24 protein-coding genes and 1 pseudogene are annotated in these 19,729 nt (G+C 34.0%); 16 read left to right on the top strand and 9 right to left on the bottom strand.

The features are described 5' to 3' along the window. The first annotated feature begins 17 nt into the window (after positions 1–17). From ACZDYH_RS11910 to ACZDYH_RS11900, 3 genes are read left to right on the top strand one after another with little or no spacing between them, the layout of a single operon-like run. A complete protein-coding gene (locus ACZDYH_RS11910; protein ID WP_242291499.1) occupies positions 18–308 on the top strand; it encodes a hypothetical protein in 291 nt (96 codons plus the stop codon). 14 nt (positions 309–322) lie between these two features. Continuing rightward, entirely contained in the window at positions 323–553 is a 231-nt protein-coding gene (locus ACZDYH_RS11905) for a phage holin (RefSeq protein WP_474886318.1), read from the top strand. A gap of 18 nt (positions 554–571) precedes the next feature. Further along, positions 572–1,303 carry an N-acetylmuramoyl-L-alanine amidase gene (locus ACZDYH_RS11900; protein WP_474886545.1) on the top strand — a complete coding sequence of 244 codons (732 nt, stop codon included), beginning with the start codon at positions 572–574 and terminating at the stop codon, positions 1,301–1,303. 97 nt (positions 1,304–1,400) lie between these two features. On the opposite strand, the gene ACZDYH_RS11895 is transcribed toward ACZDYH_RS11900, so the two are convergent. The 5 genes from ACZDYH_RS11895 to ACZDYH_RS11875 all read right to left on the bottom strand — a co-directional run bounded on the left by ACZDYH_RS11895 (position 1,401) and on the right by ACZDYH_RS11875 (position 5,336). Next, complete coding sequence (locus ACZDYH_RS11895) at positions 1,401–2,543, bottom strand: hypothetical protein (protein ID WP_474886317.1); 1,143 nt, start codon at positions 2,541–2,543, stop codon at positions 1,401–1,403. Between the two features lie 90 nt (positions 2,544–2,633). Continuing rightward, the gene (locus ACZDYH_RS11890; RefSeq protein WP_474886316.1) at positions 2,634–2,987 is read right to left on the bottom strand and encodes a YolD-like family protein; all 354 of its coding nucleotides are present in this window, start codon (positions 2,985–2,987) and stop codon (positions 2,634–2,636) included. Positions 2,988–3,227: 240 nt separating this feature from the next. Further along, a complete protein-coding gene (locus ACZDYH_RS11885; protein ID WP_474886315.1) occupies positions 3,228–4,670 on the bottom strand; it encodes an ApeA N-terminal domain 1-containing protein in 1,443 nt (480 codons plus the stop codon). A gap of 24 nt (positions 4,671–4,694) precedes the next feature. Continuing rightward, a complete protein-coding gene (locus ACZDYH_RS11880) occupies positions 4,695–5,021 on the bottom strand; it encodes a hypothetical protein (RefSeq protein WP_474886314.1) in 327 nt (108 codons plus the stop codon). Positions 5,022–5,096: 75 nt separating this feature from the next. Further along, positions 5,097–5,336 (bottom strand): helix-turn-helix domain-containing protein, encoded by a 240-nt coding sequence (locus tag ACZDYH_RS11875; protein ID WP_474886313.1) that lies wholly within the window; start codon positions 5,334–5,336, stop codon positions 5,097–5,099. A gap of 181 nt (positions 5,337–5,517) precedes the next feature. Here ACZDYH_RS11875 and ACZDYH_RS11870 point away from each other — a divergent pair, with 181 nt between their 5' ends. Beyond that, on the top strand, positions 5,518–5,640 hold the full coding sequence (locus tag ACZDYH_RS11870) for a DUF3961 domain-containing protein (RefSeq protein ID WP_141520207.1): 123 nt from the start codon (positions 5,518–5,520) through the stop codon (positions 5,638–5,640). A gap of 636 nt (positions 5,641–6,276) precedes the next feature. Here the strand turns inward: ACZDYH_RS11870 and ACZDYH_RS11865 are convergent. Then, a complete protein-coding gene (locus ACZDYH_RS11865; protein ID WP_000669088.1) occupies positions 6,277–6,477 on the bottom strand; it encodes a helix-turn-helix transcriptional regulator in 201 nt (66 codons plus the stop codon). Positions 6,478–6,662: 185 nt separating this feature from the next. Here ACZDYH_RS11865 and ACZDYH_RS11860 point away from each other — a divergent pair, with 185 nt between their 5' ends. The 7 genes from ACZDYH_RS11860 to ACZDYH_RS11830 all read left to right on the top strand — a co-directional run bounded on the left by ACZDYH_RS11860 (position 6,663) and on the right by ACZDYH_RS11830 (position 11,651). Continuing rightward, positions 6,663–6,932, top strand: a complete 270-nt coding sequence (locus ACZDYH_RS11860; RefSeq protein ID WP_474886312.1) for a hypothetical protein — start codon at positions 6,663–6,665, stop codon at positions 6,930–6,932. Beyond that, positions 6,929–7,231, top strand: coding sequence for a hypothetical protein (locus tag ACZDYH_RS11855; protein WP_001267618.1), 303 nt, complete (start codon positions 6,929–6,931; stop codon positions 7,229–7,231). The genes ACZDYH_RS11860 and ACZDYH_RS11855 overlap by 4 nt, the downstream gene beginning before the upstream one ends. Continuing rightward, positions 7,228–7,410 carry a hypothetical protein gene (locus ACZDYH_RS11850; RefSeq protein WP_000170792.1) on the top strand — a complete coding sequence of 61 codons (183 nt, stop codon included), beginning with the start codon at positions 7,228–7,230 and terminating at the stop codon, positions 7,408–7,410. The genes ACZDYH_RS11855 and ACZDYH_RS11850 overlap by 4 nt, the downstream gene beginning before the upstream one ends. Positions 7,411–7,525: 115 nt before the next feature. Then, on the top strand, positions 7,526–8,710 hold the full coding sequence (locus ACZDYH_RS11845; RefSeq protein ID WP_474886311.1) for an FtsK/SpoIIIE domain-containing protein: 1,185 nt from the start codon (positions 7,526–7,528) through the stop codon (positions 8,708–8,710). Beyond that, entirely contained in the window at positions 8,652–9,272 is a 621-nt protein-coding gene (locus ACZDYH_RS11840; RefSeq protein WP_081810402.1) for a replication-relaxation family protein, read from the top strand. The genes ACZDYH_RS11845 and ACZDYH_RS11840 overlap by 59 nt, the downstream gene beginning before the upstream one ends. Positions 9,273–9,377: 105 nt before the next feature. Next, positions 9,378–9,845, top strand: a complete 468-nt coding sequence (locus ACZDYH_RS11835; RefSeq protein WP_025118158.1) for a fascin domain-containing protein — start codon at positions 9,378–9,380, stop codon at positions 9,843–9,845. A 342-nt stretch (positions 9,846–10,187) separates the two neighbouring features. Beyond that, on the top strand, positions 10,188–11,651 hold the full coding sequence (locus ACZDYH_RS11830) for a recombinase family protein (RefSeq protein ID WP_474886310.1): 1,464 nt from the start codon (positions 10,188–10,190) through the stop codon (positions 11,649–11,651). On the opposite strand, the pseudogene ACZDYH_RS11825 reads toward ACZDYH_RS11830, so the two are convergent. Beyond that, positions 11,645–11,950, bottom strand: a pseudogene (locus tag ACZDYH_RS11825) (YkvA family protein); the annotation flags it as partial. The gene ACZDYH_RS11830 and the pseudogene ACZDYH_RS11825 overlap by 7 nt on opposite strands. 247 nt (positions 11,951–12,197) lie before the next feature. On the opposite strand from ACZDYH_RS11825, the gene ACZDYH_RS11820 reads away from it, so the two are divergent. From ACZDYH_RS11820 to ACZDYH_RS11810, 3 genes are all read left to right on the top strand, one after another. Next, a complete protein-coding gene (locus ACZDYH_RS11820; protein ID WP_025688171.1) occupies positions 12,198–12,884 on the top strand; it encodes an MBL fold metallo-hydrolase in 687 nt (228 codons plus the stop codon). Positions 12,885–13,104: 220 nt separating this feature from the next. Continuing rightward, a complete protein-coding gene (locus ACZDYH_RS11815) occupies positions 13,105–13,317 on the top strand; it encodes a hypothetical protein (protein WP_474886309.1) in 213 nt (70 codons plus the stop codon). A 73-nt stretch (positions 13,318–13,390) separates the two neighbouring features. Further along, entirely contained in the window at positions 13,391–14,767 is a 1,377-nt protein-coding gene (locus ACZDYH_RS11810) for a DEAD/DEAH box helicase (RefSeq protein WP_003270559.1), read from the top strand. 1,479 nt (positions 14,768–16,246) lie between these two features. On the opposite strand, the gene ACZDYH_RS11805 is transcribed toward ACZDYH_RS11810, so the two are convergent. Next, positions 16,247–16,459, bottom strand: coding sequence for a hypothetical protein (locus tag ACZDYH_RS11805; RefSeq protein ID WP_474886308.1), 213 nt, complete (start codon positions 16,457–16,459; stop codon positions 16,247–16,249). 342 nt (positions 16,460–16,801) lie between these two features. Between ACZDYH_RS11805 and ACZDYH_RS11800 the strand changes: the two genes are divergently transcribed. Both ACZDYH_RS11800 and ACZDYH_RS11795 read left to right on the top strand, forming a co-directional pair. Further along, positions 16,802–17,437 (top strand): TetR/AcrR family transcriptional regulator, encoded by a 636-nt coding sequence (locus ACZDYH_RS11800; RefSeq protein WP_001223578.1) that lies wholly within the window; start codon positions 16,802–16,804, stop codon positions 17,435–17,437. 64 nt (positions 17,438–17,501) lie between these two features. After that, a complete protein-coding gene (locus tag ACZDYH_RS11795) occupies positions 17,502–18,746 on the top strand; it encodes an MFS transporter (protein WP_142384893.1) in 1,245 nt (414 codons plus the stop codon). 18 nt (positions 18,747–18,764) lie between these two features. On the opposite strand, the gene ACZDYH_RS11790 is transcribed toward ACZDYH_RS11795, so the two are convergent. Further along, complete coding sequence (locus ACZDYH_RS11790) at positions 18,765–19,238, bottom strand: CDI toxin immunity protein (RefSeq protein WP_142384892.1); 474 nt, start codon at positions 19,236–19,238, stop codon at positions 18,765–18,767. Positions 19,239–19,729 lie beyond the last annotated feature (491 nt).

Here is a 19,729-nt window from a genome sequence, read left to right as displayed (position 1 = left end):
TTGTCTAAAAAGGGGTGATGGCGGTGGAGCAAAAAGATGGTGAGCGCATTGCGAAATTAGAAGTACATCTACAAACAATGAGTGCAGCAGTTAAACGAATCGAAGAAAAGCTAGATTACAATCAGAAAAATTATATGCAGCGTACCGAGATAGATGAAATGTTCAAGTTCCGCGATCGTGAAATACGTGATTTGAAATTAGCGCAAGAAAAAAACGATACTAACAAAAAGGCTCATATATCTATGTGGATTTCAGGACTGTCATTGGCAGTCCTTTTATTATTTAATATTTTAAATTTCCTGAAGTGAAAGGGGGTGATTAGATGAAAAATTTAGATAATGCATCAATTACGCGTTTTGTCATTCTAATTATTGCTGTAATCAATAGCGTATTAAACTTAGTCGGCTACCAGACTATCAGTAATGAACTGACAAACTATATCGTAGCTGTAATTACCGGTGGTTATACGCTGTATATGGCCTGGAAAAACAATTACTTAAGTAACAAAGGGTTGCAGCAAAAAGATGTATTAGAAAAAAATAATTTACATTAAAAAAGGGGAAATCAAATGATGGAAATTAAACAAATGTTAGTACCGCAAAGTAGATACGATGTCTTATGCCCGTATGAGATGAATCCAACCGAGATTACATTCCATAATACGTATAACGATGCCCCAGCTATAAATGAGCGAAATAATGTTGCTAACAATAGCACCGGAACATCATTTCATATCGCTGTGGATGATAAAGAAGCTATTCAATTAATTCCATTCGATCGTAACGCTTGGCATGCTGGTGATGGTGCCAATGGAAGAGGGAATCGTCATAGTATTGGAGTGGAAATTTGCTATTCTATGTCCGGTGGAGAAAGATATCGTAAAGCTGAATTGAATGCAGTTGAAGTTATTGCTCAATTAATGATTCAATTTGATATACCAATTAGTAAAGTTAAAACTCACCAAGAGAGAAATGGGAAGTACTGTCCACATCGAATGTTAGATGAAGGTCGAGTTCAGTGGTTTAAATCACAATTAACACAAGCCAGCCAAAAAGAAGACGAAGGAGTGGAGATTATAGTGAATAGATTTAATAAAGTTGTTACGTATGAATTTGGGACAGCGTTAGTACCTACTGTTGTGCAAATGATGGATGCATTAGGATATGAATCTCGTATTATTTCTGTAGGTAATAAACAAGGTTTGGTTCGATTTGAGACAGATTACCGTCAAGGAAATGAACTAGATCGAGCAACAGCATGGTTAGATGCTAAAGGACTTAAATATTTCTATACAAAAGAATAGTTTGATTAACAAAAATAGGAGCCGTCTAAAGTGCCCCCCAATTGTTAGACTGTGTCTAACAATTGGGGTACTTTATTATGGAGGGCTTTACATTTTATTAAATAAATTGGTTTATGTTTTTTTGACTAGTGTCGTTATACTTTAATAGATGTTCATATATTTTTTCTTCAAATAGAGGTGCAAGGATTTTTGGAACAGATAATCTTGAAATTGTAGGTTGAGAATTTCCAAATCTAATCTTATTACCTGAGGCATCAAAGTAATATTGTGTAACGCCTGTGTTTCTAAAGGTATCAAAAGATAGCTTGTTTTTTGCATTAGGATTATGGAATACGAATAAGCCGTCTGCCAAAACTTCCGGAGATTGTGAATTAACAATCATTATCTTGTAAGGCACATCATTATCAGTAAAATCTCTATATAGATTGTATATGTTATTCTCTGCACAAGTAGCTATACCATTTGATGAATTATTTGAGGCCACTGTAGCGGTTAATTTTCCAATTGTGGTTGTAGTTGAAAAAATTATCGCTGAGATATTGGAATACTTCTCATCTAAGAAAATACCTAAAGGTAATTCGCTATTAGTTCCATTTTTAGTTATAGTTTCTTTAAATACAAAATCATTATCATTAGGATTGAAGAACTGTCCGTATAGAAAGGCTATCATCCCATAAATATAATCACTTACATATTTAACACGAGCATAAGAACCTAATGCAATAACGAATGGGTTTTCTGGAGTAACCCATTCACATTGTGTATACTTTTCTTCATATAAGCTATGTTTTCCAAGGATTGAGTTTGAATAACGAGCAATTATCTCATTCATTTCATATTCAAAATTAGATTGTTCATTTGGCGGTTCGAACAAAGCAGGTATCTGAGATACATGATGAATATGTTCTAATTCATAACCTTGTTTCGGATTAGCTGTGGTAGCTTCTACAAGAATATTTGGATTGTCTTTTAGAATAAAGTCGGGTCTATTATAGCTAAAGTCTATTTCATATCCTATATCTTTCAACACTGTGTAAAGATATATTTCCCATAAGGTTGAATGGAAAGAGGTTTGGAATTCTTTTACTATTTTATTGTCCCTATCTTCGAAACCTTCAAACCATTTCTCTAATTGTTTTTTTTGATTTATAAGGGAAGGGGTGTCTCTTAATGTCAAAAATTTTGGGTGTAGTTTTTGTTTTCGTTTTAGTTTAAGTTCTTCAAAAAGGCTTGGGCTCATAACATTCATCACTCTCAATATTATTATAGATAAATACATTATAAATGGATTGTTTGTAAATTTCACGAAATATCGACTAAAATGATATTTCTAGTAAATATTTACTAATTCATCAAACCTAAACTCCGTATTCAAGCCAAAAGCATCTGTACAATACACAGTTTGCGTCATTGGTTCAATATGCAACACATTTATGTATATATCGTGAACCATTCCGTCACGATAGTATGAGATGAGTATTTCCTTTTTATTTTGTAGTGACTGCACAAGTCCGATTTGCAGTTGTTCTTTCATATCCTCAGTAACAATTGGTTTCGGTACTTTATTTAAGTCGTTCAGTATTTCTCTAATCCCTTCGAGTTGTTCTGGTAATGAGGCAAACGGCTGCCATTTTATCATGCCTCTCCCACGTAATTTTGGTGTTCCCCAGTTATGTTTTTCCATGATGATCCCTCGATTCGTATAATTTATGTTCATTATACACGAACAAATGTTCTTTTTGAAGTTTGAAAAATCACCAAATTAATTTTGGTAGGGCTTTCTACAATCTCAATTGTTGGTTATCTTAGGTAAAAGAAAAATGATCATACAGAATTATAAACATTTCATTAATCCGGTGAATACCTCTAAAAACATAAAATCGCCTCCTATAATATAAGAGGCGATTTTATGTCTATTTGAAATTTAAGATTCCACTATTACGTTCAGTTGGTATCCAAGTGTAATGTCATTTTCGATAGCTGAACAAATAATATCATCGTTAATTCCAAGATTCTTGCAAAAATAGTAGTAGAGGATAACGTGTAATCTTTCATTTACGAAATAAAAGTCAGTTTCTTTAAAGTAGAAGTTTGGACGATCACCGTAATGAGTATAGTAATCTCGAGTAATTGTTATGTTACGCGCGAACGTTTTTATTTCCGGTAACTTACGTGAGAAGGTCATATCTTTAATACGAGGATGCAAGTCTTTAAACATGTCTCTAATTCGTCTTTCAAAGCCAAAATGATGTGCGTAATTAAGCACACTTGTCAATTTTGTTTTGAAATCATTAAATGTTTGAGCATCAATGCTTCCTTGTTGTATAGCATTTAACATTTGTTCTTTAATTGGTAGGTATACTTCATCAGGTACAAATTGTCCCGAGACCGTATTAGTATCTCTATGGAAGCTTTCTAAGGCTTTTGTGTAATTTAAAAACTTTGATTCCCTGTCAATAGCTTTCTCATAGAAATTTCTAAGGTAAATCTTTCTAGAGGAATAAGATGAATCAGTAAACCAATTATTCAGGATAGACTCCAAATTGTTTTGAATTTTTTTGTATGGTATATGCAACTTATACTCCCTAATCCTTTGTTCTTCAAACATCTTTTGAGGTAGTATCAAAATACTGAATTTTTCCCGACCTGTAGGATCATAGGTTTCATTCGATGTATGACCTGTTGCTACAATTTTTTTTGGATAAATAGCCTGATTTGTCATCACCGTGAGAAAATCTTGTAGTTCATGAATTATGTCTATATACCAATCTAAATCCATAAACGTGTCTGGAGTTATTTTTAAACTGGCCTGTTGTTTAAAAGTATGTGATTTGTATAGATCTCTTGAAGTAGTGAGTTTATAAGATGATTCTATACTAGTAGATTTTTCTTGTATGTAAACTTTAAAAGTAGAAGGGAACGTATAACCGATAGCTGTTAGTCCGCTTTCAGTTTTGGGTATCGGTGAAAATGGATGCTCTTGTAACCATTCTTCTAACGACGAATAGTTCACTGATACTGAATGAAACTTAATATCTTTTTTAGAACTAAAGTGTTTTCCAGCTATTAACTGATTAAATTTGAGTACCAGGGTTATCGCGTTAAAAGTTGAGCAAGAATCTAAAACCCCGTCACACAAAGTAATAAGCTCTCCATCTTCAGTAACTCCATGCAATATAGGATAGTGGTTATCTATAAATGATGGATCATTTCCAGGATCTTTAGGGTTATCTAGTAACTTTAAGGTGATACCGTCTGAAGAATATTTTATACTACCTGCGATACGGTGCTCATACTCAGGAATCCACCACGTTCCAGTTAATTCAAATTCGTCATAAAATGTTTTTTCCATAATGTCTGTATTCATTATTTAAACCCCTTGTATTATAATTTATTTCCACTCTACTAAAGTACGTTTCTTACAACTTCCACAATCAAAATAGCCATTTCTTTTTGTAATTCTTTGTTTGTGATTACAGTTAGGGCACTGGATTTCTTGTTTTTCAAATGCTGCATATATAAGGCCAAATGAAAAAAGAAACAGTGGGACAGCGAAAAATAACCCGACTATTGTGATACCTAAAATAACAGAAAAAATGATACCAAAAATGCCGAAAACCAATGAAGTTTTGCGGCCAAATTTTTCTTTTGCGGAACTCTTTTTTTGATCCACTTCAATGATAAATGTATTACCGTCTGCCGTTGTTTTTGTCTCCATATTGTCCTCCTTTATTACTTTTAAATAAGTATATCAGAGTATTCGGAAATGTATCTACAAATAAAAACAGTACATTTATTTTATGTACTGTACAACGTCCTCAATACTGTAGGTTTTATCAATGTTATTTTCCGCAGCTAATTGATTTAAAGCATCTAAGATTGACTTTAATGTATCAAAACGTACAAGACCAACCTCACCATTAACTAGATTACTAATAGTGGCTGGACGAACTTTTGATTCCACTGCCAATTTATTTTTGGTAATCCCGATTTCCTCCATCGTTTCTCCTAAAGTGAATACCATAGAACTCATGGTAATACCTCCGTTCATTCCGGTCATTTATTACCTTCCATTTTACACAATTTACATATCAAAGTAAAACTTTTTTCGGAAGACTATTGACGTATGACTCCTAGAGTTATATATTGATACTAATAAAGTTTTACTTCTGGAGTCATACTTTTGTATGGATATGAAGGGTGGAACAGTATAGATGCAAAAAATAAGCGATTACTTCGGTTTAGAAACAAAATCTGATTGTATTTGGTTTTATGGTTTTTATACTGTAGCTTCGGTTTTATTCCTTATCAATATGCTTATAGCTCATGTGCTATAGGCTCTTTCTTTAACTGAATATCGGACAACCTCCAGCCTCGTGAATACCCTCATTAGAAAAAACAGATATACACGAGGTCTAGTTTCCTATTGTCTTTTTTAGGTAACTAAGAGGAGAATCCACACGAGGAATGACCTAACACTCGTTAAACTTGAACAGGTTAGCTAAGCCAACGTCAGAAAGTTAAGCGTCCTAACGAATAACGTTTCCTTGTTTGCGTTGTTAGGAGTCTAGGCGAGTACGGCCATTAACGGTACGGCGGTTGCTTGGCGTGTTACGGCACGGATAGCAGCTGATAATGAAAGAATTATAGGTTACGAGTAATGAAGGATACGCCAGTAGTGCATTTCCTTTCCTGGTTCTTTCTGCAGATAGGACAAGCTTTATCTGTAAAAAGTTAGCTGTGTAAGAGATTACAGCGTTTAAACAGGGTGTTACTATACGGATTCCTTAACCCGATAGACCATGATTGACAGAACGTCTACTTTACGACGCTTTTTATTTTTGAAGCGTTGTAAGGTAGTCATTCTCTGCCCTAGCCGTTGTCCTGTACCCTCATCCCATGATTGTATGCCGAACACAAAAGTCAAGTTTAAAAATAAAGATAAAAACTTATTAAGGCTGGAGGGGGAGGAATTACTCCTCGATGGTCCAGATCTCCTCGATTGGTTTACCGAGTTCTTTGCAAATTAGATAGGCCGTATCAAAACGAGGTTTAGTACGATTACGAACAATTGCACTAAGAGTAGAATCGTCAACTCCAATACGTTTTGCAAAATCACTCTGCTTAATATCAAGCTCTGCAAAGATTACTTTGAGTTTACATTTAAACTTCATATACGTTCACCTCAAGGATTTACTTTCTATATACAAAAATAAACTCCTTCATAAATAGTACAAGCTAGAAAGAAAAAAATTGGTGTGGACGTGCAAAAATGATTCTCCAGGTCATATACCTATATCAAGACCACTTGGTATTCCTCGTGGAAATAAGGACATCAAGAAGGGAAAGGTGAGGAACAATGAGACCTGGATATAAGTATTTAAATCACATGCAACTGTATCCACCCCAAATACTTTACAACATGTACGCAGATGCAAATGACTATGCTGAAGTACGATGTTTGTACAATCACATTGCAAATCACAGTATGTTACAAAATCCAAACTACGTCGATATCGTTGACTTATTAGGAGAAGAAGAGCCTTATGGTCCGTATAACGAAATAGGGATTCAAAAAAGGATTGATGCATACTTAGAGGACTGTAAACAGTGGAGGGATGAGCGATGAGGTGGCAATATGATTACTTGAATGACACGCCGTATCTGTATCCTTCTAAAGAGCTGAGAAGTATGTATAAAGAGTCCAGGGGTAAAGGTGAAGTGAACTCTATTCTAAAACATATGGAAAGACACGAGGTATCTAACAACAAAGAGTACCGCGGTTACTACAGCTTATCTAACGATATTATGGAAGATCTATACGGAGAAGAGGAAGAAATTCTTGAATGGGATGAAATGGTTAATCAGTATCAACCGATTCTCACGTCAAAAGGATTACAACTAAAAAGAAAGAGGGATTCGATATGACACTTGCTGGGGAAGTTGTAGTAATTTGGACAGCGACAGGATTGTCTGTAGTGGCGATGAAGGCAGCTGAGAAAATGGGGATGAGTGTTCCACATTGGCTTCCACGTATGACGATGTATACAACTCTTACCGGCTCGTTTTTGTATCTTCTACGTTATGTGCTAATGGTGTTTCTTTGAAGGAATGGAACCTAGAATCATGGGACATTTTGTTATATAAGAAAAACAACTTGTATGTAAATCTTCCAGTAAAGAGCAACTATATCCTTTAAGGATATATAAGGAGTGAACCCCTATGCTTGAATTGTTATTAATACCTGCAGTTTCGCTCGGGTACGCTTTACTAAATGATAGTTTAAAAGGTAAAGAGGATGATAGAAAGAAGATACAAGTATTCTTTGAAGTAAGTGGGATTGCAATTAGGAAGGATGAAAAATTACATTATCCGGTTTTTCTCGAAAGAAAAGAAGATGATCGTAGTACGACTTATGTATATAAACTTCCGTTAGGGATGCCATCTAAATTAATACAAAAGGTTGAGGATGTTGTAAGTGAAGGATTAAATAAGCCTGTACGTATCAAATACGATAACTACAAGATAATGATTCGGGTATTCAGTAAACGTATCCCAAAAAAGTGGTGTTGGAATGAAGGGCTAGTAAAAAAAGGTGAATGGCAAGTACCGATGGGGCAAAGCCTAGAGAAGCTAATCTATCACGACTTTGATAAAACTCCTCATATGGTACTAGGCGGTCTCACACGAATGGGGAAAACCGTATTTATGAAGGTACTACTTACGACTTTGATTGAAGCGAATCCCGAAAATGCCCACGTATATTTAATCGATTTAAAAGAAAAGGGACTGGAATTTAGCGAGTTCAGTAGTTTAAAACAAGTAGTGGAAGTGGCTGATTCTGTAGAAAAAGCACATCACGTATTAAAACAAATTATGAGTAAAATCGAAGAACGCGGGAAATTCATGAAGAATAATGGTTATAAGAATATAGTTGAAACAAAGGAAAAAGACCGGTATTTCGTTATTGTTGACGAAGGGGCTGTACTTGCTCCAGCAAAAGGATTACCACGTCCAGTTAATAAAATTCGGGAAGAGTGTCAGTATATGCTTAGTTATATAGCGACTGTATCGGGCGGCTTAGGATTTCGTTTGATTTTAGCCACACAGTATCCTACAGTCACATCAATTCCATCAGTAGTAAAGCAGATGTCTGATGCGAAGTTAGGTTTTCGGCTACCAACATATAAGGCATCTGAGGTTGTTCTTGATGAATCGGGACTAGAAACATTGCCGTCCTTACCTGGTAGAGCGATTTATAAAACTGATCGACTAACTGAGCTGCAGGTACCGTTTATTAGCGATGAAATGATGTGGGAACATCTAAAACAATACGAGGTGAAAAAAGATGAACATCCAGACACATATCAAAATAAACCGTCAGATGACGATTCTGACCTCGATTAGAAAACTGAAATTCGCAACACGTAGGCATCTAATGGCGGTGCACGATATGGGAGGGATTCGTAACGCGAACCGTATTTTAAAAGACCTCAGTCCTTATGTAAATAACGCAGTGTATCAAAAAGAATACGTGTATTACTTAAATAAAAAGGGCCGTGAACTGTTCGACGATACAGAGAAGATTGTACCAAATAGTCGACTAGCACACAGCTTAATGAGAAATGAAGCGTGGCTCTACCTGTTTTGTCCCGACGACTGGCAGATAGAAACACCTATACGTTATAAAGTAGATGATAAAAAGAAGACAATTATTCCTGATGTGAAGTTCAGGGATGAAGAAGGTACACTAAATGCTGTAGAGATAGATCGTACGCAAATGATGAATGTGAACGCTGAAAAGATGAGCAGGTACAGGGATTTTTCATTATACTACAAAAATAAATATAACGGAAAAGTACCACTCATTCATTTCTTTACTGTGACAGAATACAGACAAAAAAAGCTGGAGCAGCTTGCAGCTAAATATGATATCTATGCAAAAGTTTATGTGGTTTCAGGAATTTAAAGACTGATACAAGACTTTATATTTTTATAGGCAGAAGCATATCTTTATAACATAGTACATGCGCCTTTTCATAGAATGAGTATCTAAGAAAAAGGAGGGTGTACTATGTATAACAGTTTAAATACTTACAACCAATCCCCACAAGATAGACTTGAGTATGAACATGTATACCGGCAATTTAAAGTGATATCAATTAGAGATGATGCAGGAAAATATGCTAATGCTGAAGGTGGTTGGCTTTTTACAAATAGAGATGCTGTAGGACCATGGGAAAGCTTTACGCTAATTCCAATTACTTGGGAGTCAGGAAATAAATATGCATTAAGGGCTGCAAATAATAATTTTGTATCAGCTGATTATGGTAGTGGTGGGGGCCTAGTGGCTAATAGAATATGGATTGGACCACAGGAACAGTTCACTTTTCAACCTGTTAATATCGGGGGGAGGCGGAAATTTGTAATAATTTCATCGAACGGTAAGTATGTTAGTGCTGATCATAAAAAAAATAATCAATTAATCGCCGATAGAAACGCAGTGGGACCATGGGAACAATTTGATATATACGGACTTTAGAATGTAGAGTATGTTACAGTCTTAACCCCTTAGAACACTAACAGTAACAATACTTATATATTATTACTAATAATATACTCTATATATAATATATATTTATAAGTTATATATTTATATTATATATATAAGGTATATTTTTTATAGAGGGGGTTCTTTTTCTTTTTTGTTTTTATTAGATGTTGTTGTGTATTGTTTACCCCCTCCTAAATTTTTGAGATTTATATATTTTTATTTTGACGACTGTAGAAAGTCGTCTTTTTGTTTTGGTAATAGATTGCTATATGACTCCAGGAGTTATATAATGGTGTCATAATCATGATGGATGTGGGAGGGGGATATTAGTTGAAATATGCTGTATATGTACGTGTATCCACTGATAAAGATGAGCAAGTTTCGTCGATTCAAAATCAGATTGAAATCTGTAGATACTGGATTGAAAAAAATGGATTCGAGTGGGATGAAAATTCAATTTATAAAGATGAAGCTGTTTCTGGAACAGCATGGCTAGAAAGACGTGCGATGCAGTTGATCTTGGGGAAAGCTCGTAAAAAAGAATTAGATACTGTTGTTTTTAAATCTATTCATCGACTGGGAAGAGATTTGAGGGACGCATTAGAAATCAAGGAGATACTGTTAGGGCATGGTGTCCGACTGGTGACGATTGAAGAAGGTTATGACAGTTATTATGAAGGGAAAAATGATTTGAAGTTTGAGATGTATGCAATGTTTGCATCCCAATTACCTAAGACATTATCCGTTTCTATATCAGCAGCGCTAGCGGCTAAGGTAAGAAGGGGAGAGTACACTGGTGGAACAGTTCCGTATGGTTATAAAATTGTAGATAAGAAATATGTGATTAATCAGGAAGAAGCTGAAATTGTTCGGGAAATGTATGAATTATATGACAATGGATTAGGCTATTTGAGAATTTCTAATGCACTAAATGATGTTGGTAAGTATAAGAGATCTGGGAAATTGTGGACTTATTCGGCTGTGAAGCTAATAATTACGAATCCTATGTATAAAGGTGATTATGTAATGGGGAGGTCTACAGAGGTAAAAGTAGACGGAAGAAAAAAGCGGATTCAAGAGCCTAGAGAAAAGTGGGTAGTATTTGAAAATCATCATCCGGCTATAATTGAACGTCCGTTATGGGATAAAATAAATAACCCCAAAATAAATAAAAAAATAAAGCGGCGTGTAGCAGTAACGAATGAATTAAGAGGAATAGCACGTTGTATTCATTGTGGTTCACCGTTTGTTCTACACACTTACAAATACAAAAACAAAGAGGGTGAAGAGCTTAATTATGGTTATTTAACGTGCGGCACGTATAAGTTGACTGGTGGGCGTGGTTGCGTCAAACACTCCGGACTAAGGTATGAAAGATTGCGTTCTCTTGTGTTGCGAAAATTAAAGGAAAAAGAGAGAGATTTGGAAAAAGTATTTAAATTGAATGATAAAGATAAACATCAAGAAAAGCAGAAGAAATTAAGAAAAGAAAAGAAAGAATTAGAGATAAAAAGAGAGCGTTTATTAGATTTATATTTAGATGGTGAATCTATCGATAAAGAAACTTTTACCAAACGAGATGCTAACTTTGCGAAAAATATACAAGAAAAAGAGTTAGAAATTTTAAAATTGGATGACGTTAAAGCGTTGATAGTTGAGCAGCAGAAGGTAAAAGATGCATTTAAGTTGCTAGAGGATTCTGAAAATCTATATCCGATTTTTAAGAAATTAATTGCACGAATAGACATAAGCCAAAATGGGGCGGTAGATATCCGATATAGATTTGAAGAATAGTAGTTTAATTTTTGTCTATATTGGCTGTCCGCATCTGCGTGTCTCATCACGTATTTATGCGCTACAGCGATTGCTAAAACATCATCTAATAAGCCGATCCCAATAATAGCAGCTATATCTGGAATGAAATCAATTGTTAATACGTAATAAGATAAAGCGGCTAATATTATGAATTTCGCTTTATTAGGTAATTCTTTCTTTTTCATTGTATAGAATAAAATAATACTTTCATATACGCTGGATTTACCGAGGTTTACAGAGCTTTTTTTGAACTTTTTCCAAAGGGTCTGTTTCTCCATATAAACACTCCTTTTACAAAAACATAGATTTTTTAAAAGGATGGACAAAGAAGAGAGAGATTAATCAATTTTATTGTTTTTCTTAATTATATATTTCCATAAAAATAGGGGAATACCTGTTCGGAATAATATAATGTGGATTATGTAACGATTCACAGTGTTCCGCTAAATAGTATATATATTGTAAGATGTATGTGGATGATTTAGTTATTATTATGCATTTTATAAGCGGTATGGGGGAAGAAAAATGAAAATAATAGAACTACCAATTGAATTCGAATTTAACGGGCAAAAACAATGTATTTATCCAAGTTTAATTATATTACATAATGAATTAACGTTAGTCGATACAGGATATCCAAGTTTTTTACCTTTAATTGAAAATGCAATATTAAAACATGGATATGAGATGAAAAACTTAAAGAATATAATTATTACCCATTATGATGACGATCATATAGGGGCTGTATATGATTTTAAAGTGAAATACCCAAATATTAATGTTATTGCTAGTGAAATTGAATCTAACTATATTAGTGGTGATATAAAATCAGAGAGGTTAGTTCAAGCTGAAGAAATGTTAGAACGTATGCCAAATGAAGAAAAAGAATTTGGTAAATGGTTTATACAACAGTTAAAAAATATAAAACATATTTCCGTCGATGAAAAAGTGCATGATGGTCAAATGATTTTGAATAATGAATGTCAAATAGTAGCGACGCCAGGACATACTTCGGGGCATATTTCATTATATTTTCCGAATTTAGACTGTGTAATTACGGGAGATGCGGCTGTTCAAGAGAATCGTGAGTTAGTAATAGCTAATCCGAATTTTTGTTTGGATATAGAAAAAGCGAAACAGTCTTTAAATAGGATTAAAAGTTTTAAAGCAGCACAGTATTATTGCTATCATGGAGGAAAGCTTACTGTATAAATTAATGAAAAACGGTCTTTCCTAAATCGAAAAGATCGGTTTTTTAGTTCATATATTTTGCGATTTCAACCAAATCAGTAACATTATATTTCGGTAAAATTGAAATATATATGTAAAGAAGAATATATATAATTTGAGCAAGGGTATAGGGGGAAAAGATGGGTTCGTGATTTGATGTAATAGCAAATGTTATTTTATTTTATTTTATCCTCGAAATGACATGAAATTGAAACACCATATCGCAATATTAAGTGAATTTGAGTGGTTTCGAAGGCTACACGAAGATACAAAGTATACAAGATTAATTTGGAGTAATAGAAAAATTAAAAAGTTCATTCTATCTTCTACTAATATGCAAGCATTAATAAAATCTGAGAAAAAACAAAAAGAATTTGTCCATCTAGTACAGGATGAATATAAAAAAAGAAGATAAGAATTTTTTTGTTTTTCATATTTAGCGAAACAAATGGTACAATGAAAGCTAATGTGAAAAATAAGGAAAAGAAGTGGTCTATTTGAAAAACTTTTTAGAATTAGGAATTAGTGAAACTTTTAATCATACATTACGTGAAAATGGAATTACAGAAGCAACACCAATTCAAGAGAAGGCAATTCCAGTTATTATGTCAGGTAAAGATATTATTGGGCAGGCGAAAACAGGAACGGGTAAAACGTTAGCATTCGTGTTACCGATTTTAGAAAAAATCGATCCAGAGTGTAGTGATGTTCAGGCTTTAATCGTTGCGCCAACAAGGGAACTAGCCCTGCAAATTACAACTGAAATTAAAAAAATGCTTGTTCAAAGAGAAGATATTAATGTACTAGCGATATATGGCGGGCAAGATGTCGCACAACAGTTGAGAAAATTAAAAGGTAATACACATATTGTTGTAGCGACACCGGGACGATTATTAGATCATATACGCCGTGAAACAATTGATTTAAGTAATCTTTCAACGATTGTATTAGATGAAGCGGATCAAATGCTTTATTTTGGTTTCTTATATGATATTGAAGATATTTTAGATGAGACACCTGGTAGTAAACAAACGATGTTATTCTCAGCAACGATGCCAAAAGATATTAAAAAATTAGCGAAGCGTTATATGGATGAGCCGCAAATGATTCAAGTACAAAGTGAAGAAGTAACGGTAGATACAATTGAACAGCGTGTCATTGAGACGACAGATCGTGCAAAGCCAGATGCACTTCGTTTTGTTATGGATCGTGATCAGCCGTTTTTAGCAGTTATTTTCTGTCGTACAAAGGTTAGAGCAAGTAAGCTTTATGATAATTTAAAAGGACTAGGTTATAATTGTGCTGAACTTCATGGTGATATACCTCAAGCGAAACGTGAAAGAGTTATGAAGAGTTTCCGCGAAGCTAAAATTCAGTACTTAATTGCAACGGATGTAGCAGCTCGTGGACTTGATGTAGATGGTGTAACGCACGTATTTAATTTTGATATCCCTGAAGATGTAGAAAGTTACATTCACCGCATTGGCCGAACAGGACGTGCAGGTGGATCAGGTCTTGCAATTACGTTCGTTGCAGCGAAAGATGAAAAACATTTAGAAGAAATTGAAAAAACGCTTGGTGCACCAATACAAAGAGAAATAATCGAACAACCGAAGATAAAACGTGTAGATGAAAATGGAAAACCGGTACCAAAGCCGGCTCCAAAGAAATCAGGTCAAAATCGTCAAAGAGATAGCCGCGAAGGTTCAAGAAGTGAATCAAGACGTGATTCGAGAAATAGCTCGAGAAGTGATTCAAGAAATAGTTCGAGAAATAGTTCTAGAAATGAAAATAACCGATCATTTAATAAGCCAAGTAATAAAAAAGGTAGTACAAAGCAAGGTCAGCAAAGACGTGGCCGTTAAATAGTTATAATTGTAAAAGAGTCGCAAAATATTGTGGCTCTTTTTTTGTTTGTATACAACAAGGATGATGGCAAGAAAAAACAAAAATTTCATTCACCGTATTTGAAATTTATAAAGGAAATTTTATAGTCCAAAACCAGTAGAGCAAGGGTATTACTACCATGTCGCAATTCAAGAACAAGTGCAACTTATGCATGAAAAATATTTAAGCGGAAAAATCGAGAGAAAGCAATTTGTAACATATTCAAACGGTACGGGAATGTTATGCAGTAGCAAAAGAGAACGGAACTTATTATGTCTACTATTTCGGCAGAACACTTTGGTTGAAAGAAAAGGTATTAAAGTGAGCGAGTATTTTCATTACACGTTCCGCAATTATCGAAAGGGAACAAGAGAAGTTTATGAAGGATTAAACTCGTATTGGTTTACGATCGTTGGAAACTGGAAAACTAATTTGTTAGTTTTGATCAATGAGGAACTCGAGAAGCACCACTGCCATCCTTATGGGGAAATTGCTTATGACGATGAAGGTAATGTAGTGATAATATGCGAAATAAGAAAAAAGGACTAGCAGTCGTACCCGCCGTCCTTTAATAGGAGAAAAAGTAATCTTGTTTAGAACTACGCATAAACAGAAAATCTGCTTGTAATTAGTTTTACCCTAAATATACGTGTCTATACAAAAAAGGGATAAGTAAAAAATACTTATCCCCGGAAGGGAAATCCCAAGTACCAAAATGGCTCGTATTGGTCTGCAGGTTCAAAAGTAGTATATGTAAAACGAAAAATCTCATACAAAAAGCAGACAACGATTTTGGTTGTCTGCCAGTGAGTTCAATGAGTTAGCTAATTGTGATAATTTGCATCCCCATTGCGAGAAGAGTGAAGCTGCTAGTTCAAACAGCTTGTTGGTATTATTTTCGATTTCTTAAAAAATATACAGAGAAAGCAGATAAGTGAAGAACCTACCTGCTTTTGCTGTAACAAAAGAAAGAGGTATTAGCCGTGGAAACGGCGGCTTGAAAATAGTATGTATTTTTGTTTGAAAAATATTCAAGAGGTGAAGAAACATGGAATGTTTAAAAGGTGTTTGTGAAATTAATCAGCTAATTAGTAAAACAAAATAGTTATTTGGGAGAAAGGGAAAATGAATATGAGATGAATTGAAGCTGTTGAAGAATTATTTGAAGTGATGAAAGAATACTTTTGGAAGGGAACATCTTTAAAGGGTGAAGCTAATGATTTTAATATTGTATCTTGGCTAATTGAAGAAGCGATCCGTAAAACAAAATAAAGATTTCATTTTGTAGCAATGGGGAATAGATATGTGTACTTATTGGGGGAAAGTAGATAGGGCAAGAACCGGAACAAAATAAAAGAGCGGCTAGCAAAAGCTAACTGCTCAATACAAGGAGATACAGAGAAGACTACTTTAAATGAATGTTGGCATACAGCCTACATACAGTATTGACCGAATATTTATTTTAAATTCAATTTATTTAAAGTAAACATCCCAACAGATAAAATGGTTGCGCCTGCTACAGAACCTAGCCTGTCTCTCCAGCCTAATGTATTTAAAGATGCATCTGTTAAATCCGTAATTAAGAAGATAGCAAACATTAATACACCAAATGCTAAGCATCCCCAAAATGTTTGCAAATATTTAATCATCTTCTTTCGGAACTTGCTCATATAAATCACCCTTATTAATAATTTATATTTTTATAAATAAATTATCGCATGTGCGAAAATTAAAAGTGCGAAATATGCAATATTACATATTGGAACTCAACAAAATACTCCATTGATAAATACATAGATTGAACGGAGGCATCGTTCTTTTCCTAAAATGAAAGGTGACGATAAGAAACATGAGATACGTTTTAAACAAATTGAGCGGACGTTAAAAAATAAAAATTTATAAAGGAAATAGAAAGTATGGTGTTGTATATGTACGATAATAGGAAACTTTTTGCAAACTAAACATATAATTTTAATAGACCGACAGTCGGTCTGGTAGGAAGGAGAACTTGAATGCGAATTGTAAAGGAGTATGAGGAGCGTAGAAAGGAAATTTTAGAAACAGCTGAGCGTTTGTTTCTTACGAAAGGTTATACGAAAACAACCGTGAATGATATTTTAAAAGAAATTGGTATAGCAAAGGGGACGTTTTATCATTATTTTAAGTCGAAGGAGGAAGTAATGGATGAAATCATTATGAGGATTATTAAAGAGGATGTCACTAAGGCGAAAAGGATTGTCTCCAATCCCGATATCCACGTTTTAGATAAGTTATTTAAAATTTTAATGGAACAATCACCAAAATCAGGAGATGTCAAAGAAAAAATGATTGAACAATTCCATCAACCAAATAATGCAGAAATGCATCAGAAAAGTTTAGTGCAATCCATTATACATTTATCTCCTGTATTAACGGAAGTTTTAGAGCAAGGAATAGAAGAAGGCATATTTTATACTCCATACCCACAAGAAACAATTGAATTATTACTCTCTTCAGCACAAGTCATATTTGATGATGGTTTATTTCAGTGGAAACCGGAAGAAATGATGAGAAGAGCTAAGGCTTATATTAAAATGATGGAAGTATCTGTTGGAGCGAAAGAAGGGTCCTTTGATTATATGATCGAGGTTTTAATGAAACAGAAATAGCTTTTTTCTGTTTGGGTGTTATAGACCGGCAGTCGGTCTAGACTAAATGAAGGATGTGATGAGGATGCCAGCAAGTATTCAATCTTCCTTGAAAGATTTTCACTTAATGGTAAGTGGTCAAATTATTACTATTTTAGGTTCAACACTATTACGTTTTGCACTGTCTTTATATGTGCTAGATATAACAGGACGTGCCGATATATTTGCAGGGTTATATGCCATAACGAGTATCCCGTTTTTGTTAGCTCCTCTTGGCGGAGCGATAGCAGATCGTTTCAACCGCCGTAATGTAATGGTCATTTTGGATTTTATAAACGCTGCTATTGTATTAAGCTTTATAGTTTTGTTATTAACTGAATCGGTATCTATTTTATTGATTGGAACAATTATGTTTTTACTAGCAGTCGTTAGTGCAATGTACGCACCAGTTGTTATGGCAAGTATTCCGCAATTAGTTCCAGAGAAAAAGTTAGAACAAGCAAACGGTATCATAAATGGTGTGCAAGCATTATCTAATATAGTTGCACCTGTACTAGGAGGAATATTATATGGCATAATTGGTTTGAAAATGCTCGTCATAATAAGTTGTCTTGCTTTCTTTTTATCTGCAATTTTAGAAATGTTTATTACAATACCTTTTATAAAAAGAGCGCAAGAAAGCCATATCATACCGACAATTATAAAAGATATGAAAGAAGGTTTTCTTTATGTTTTAAAGCAACCTTTTATTTTGAAGGCTATGTTACTTGCAGCTTTACTAAACTTAATTTTGACACCGTTATTTGTTGTTGGAGGACCTATTATATTACGAGTAACTATGCAGAGTAGCGATACGATGTATGGAATTGGAATGGGATTAATTGATTTTGCAACCATATTAGGGGCATTGTCAATCGGTTTCTTTGCTAAAAAGTTACAGATGAAAACATTATATAATTGGATGCTTATCATAGCTTTATTAGTTATACCAGTGGCACTATCAGTTACACCGTTTACTCTTAATTTAGGATACTATCCACCATTTATCCTCTTTATACTTTCTTCTCTTCTAATCGCAATGATTATGACAATTGTATCCATCTATGTGATTACTGTAGTCCAAAAGAAAACACCAAATGAAAATCTAGGAAAAGTAATGGCAATTATAACAGCGGTATCTCAATGTATGGCACCAATTGGGCAAGTCGTATATGGTTTTATGTTTGAAGGATTCAGTACGAAAATTTATTTACCTATATTAGCTATAAGTTTCATAATGATAATAATAGCGGTGGTGATGAAGAAAATATTAAGAAATGAAGGGAACTAGCTTCATATGCTTAGAGTATTAGCGAAACCCAATCCTAATCAATTCTTTATCATTTATTTCAATTACGAATCTATATTCTTTGTCTAATATCCAGTAATAAAAACTGACTGCATCAACGTCAACTAATGATTGGAATACTTTATCAAGATTTGTACTTACTACAGGGATTTCATAGTTATCCCATATTATAAAAATCTGTTCGTCAAAATCTAGTTGGTTTGCTCTAATAAGGGAAATTAGTTGTTCTTTGTTCGAAGCTATGAATTGGTTATCTATCTGTTCCCAATCTATTCTTCCCGAGACAGTTATAGGAAATGAATTCATTAAAATAATAGCAATCTGCTGGCTTTTTTCTTGGGAGAAAATGAGAGTTTCGTTTCCTAGGGATTCAAGGCATTCACTAAACAAAGGGTTTGTGTCATTGTTGTTTTTGTTTTTCAGTGCTCTTAACTTTTGTCGCAATTTCCATTGTCTTGACGATCTATCATCCATTTTTAACATTCCTTATACAATTATTTAATAATGAGTATAGCATATAAGGGAAGTCTTTATGAAAAGGAACTTTTTAAATATAAATTAAATAAAAGCGTTATTTGAAAAAAAGCCTTTTAAGGAAAGATAAGAGGCCATCAAAAAATATAACAACATGAAAATTTTATATTATGTATATACAATTTAAAGAGTTAGTGGAAATAATAAAATGTATAAAATTCTTATAAAAAAGCCCTAGGATTAGGGGATCTAGGGCTTCCTCTGTTGGTATATCTCACACGACATTATAAAAAGAAAAGAACTTAATGAAGGTAACACATGAATGTTTCGTAAATGTATCAAAAAAGTGAACAAAAGCGTTATTTTATTAGAAAAGTATGATTATATGAAATATCATGCATGAAAGAAGAGGCGTTAGCAAAAATACGCCTTAACGAAATCAGCTTGATTTTTCAGTAAAGTAATCTTCTTAAGTGACTCATGTTGTATAG

It is taken from the genome of Bacillus sp. EB V-12 (assembly GCF_056158125.1).
Note: the sequence above shows the minus strand (reverse complement) of the source record. Positions and strands in the feature narration are given on the sequence as shown.

Excerpts from the sequence above, each read along its gene's own strand:
- ACZDYH_RS11890 (WP_474886316.1), bottom strand. The coding sequence starts at position 2,987 with ATGGAAAAACATAACTGGGGAACACCAAAATTACGTGGGAGAGGCATG.
- ACZDYH_RS11800 (WP_001223578.1), top strand. The coding sequence starts at position 16,802 with ATGCGAATTGTAAAGGAGTATGAGGAGCGTAGAAAGGAAATTTTAGAA.
- ACZDYH_RS11860 (WP_474886312.1), top strand. The coding sequence starts at position 6,663 with ATGAGACCTGGATATAAGTATTTAAATCACATGCAACTGTATCCACCC.
- ACZDYH_RS11905 (WP_474886318.1), top strand. The coding sequence starts at position 323 with ATGAAAAATTTAGATAATGCATCAATTACGCGTTTTGTCATTCTAATT.
- ACZDYH_RS11880 (WP_474886314.1), bottom strand. The coding sequence starts at position 5,021 with ATGGAGACAAAAACAACGGCAGACGGTAATACATTTATCATTGAAGTG.
- ACZDYH_RS11895 (WP_474886317.1), bottom strand. The coding sequence starts at position 2,543 with ATGAGCCCAAGCCTTTTTGAAGAACTTAAACTAAAACGAAAACAAAAA.
- ACZDYH_RS11850 (WP_000170792.1), top strand. The coding sequence starts at position 7,228 with ATGACACTTGCTGGGGAAGTTGTAGTAATTTGGACAGCGACAGGATTG.
- ACZDYH_RS11865 (WP_000669088.1), bottom strand. The coding sequence starts at position 6,477 with ATGAAGTTTAAATGTAAACTCAAAGTAATCTTTGCAGAGCTTGATATT.
- ACZDYH_RS11900 (WP_474886545.1), top strand. The coding sequence starts at position 572 with ATGGAAATTAAACAAATGTTAGTACCGCAAAGTAGATACGATGTCTTA.
- ACZDYH_RS11875 (WP_474886313.1), bottom strand. The coding sequence starts at position 5,336 with ATGAGTTCTATGGTATTCACTTTAGGAGAAACGATGGAGGAAATCGGG.
- ACZDYH_RS11910 (WP_242291499.1), top strand. The coding sequence starts at position 18 with ATGGCGGTGGAGCAAAAAGATGGTGAGCGCATTGCGAAATTAGAAGTA.
- ACZDYH_RS11815 (WP_474886309.1), top strand. The coding sequence starts at position 13,105 with ATGAAATTGAAACACCATATCGCAATATTAAGTGAATTTGAGTGGTTT.
- ACZDYH_RS11795 (WP_142384893.1), top strand. The coding sequence starts at position 17,502 with ATGCCAGCAAGTATTCAATCTTCCTTGAAAGATTTTCACTTAATGGTA.
- ACZDYH_RS11835 (WP_025118158.1), top strand. The coding sequence starts at position 9,378 with ATGTATAACAGTTTAAATACTTACAACCAATCCCCACAAGATAGACTT.
- ACZDYH_RS11820 (WP_025688171.1), top strand. The coding sequence starts at position 12,198 with ATGAAAATAATAGAACTACCAATTGAATTCGAATTTAACGGGCAAAAA.
- ACZDYH_RS11870 (WP_141520207.1), top strand. The coding sequence starts at position 5,518 with ATGCAAAAAATAAGCGATTACTTCGGTTTAGAAACAAAATCTGATTGT.
- ACZDYH_RS11885 (WP_474886315.1), bottom strand. The coding sequence starts at position 4,670 with ATGAATACAGACATTATGGAAAAAACATTTTATGACGAATTTGAATTA.
- ACZDYH_RS11845 (WP_474886311.1), top strand. The coding sequence starts at position 7,526 with ATGCTTGAATTGTTATTAATACCTGCAGTTTCGCTCGGGTACGCTTTA.
- ACZDYH_RS11855 (WP_001267618.1), top strand. The coding sequence starts at position 6,929 with ATGAGGTGGCAATATGATTACTTGAATGACACGCCGTATCTGTATCCT.
- ACZDYH_RS11840 (WP_081810402.1), top strand. The coding sequence starts at position 8,652 with ATGAACATCCAGACACATATCAAAATAAACCGTCAGATGACGATTCTG.
- ACZDYH_RS11805 (WP_474886308.1), bottom strand. The coding sequence starts at position 16,459 with ATGAGCAAGTTCCGAAAGAAGATGATTAAATATTTGCAAACATTTTGG.
- ACZDYH_RS11790 (WP_142384892.1), bottom strand. The coding sequence starts at position 19,238 with ATGGATGATAGATCGTCAAGACAATGGAAATTGCGACAAAAGTTAAGA.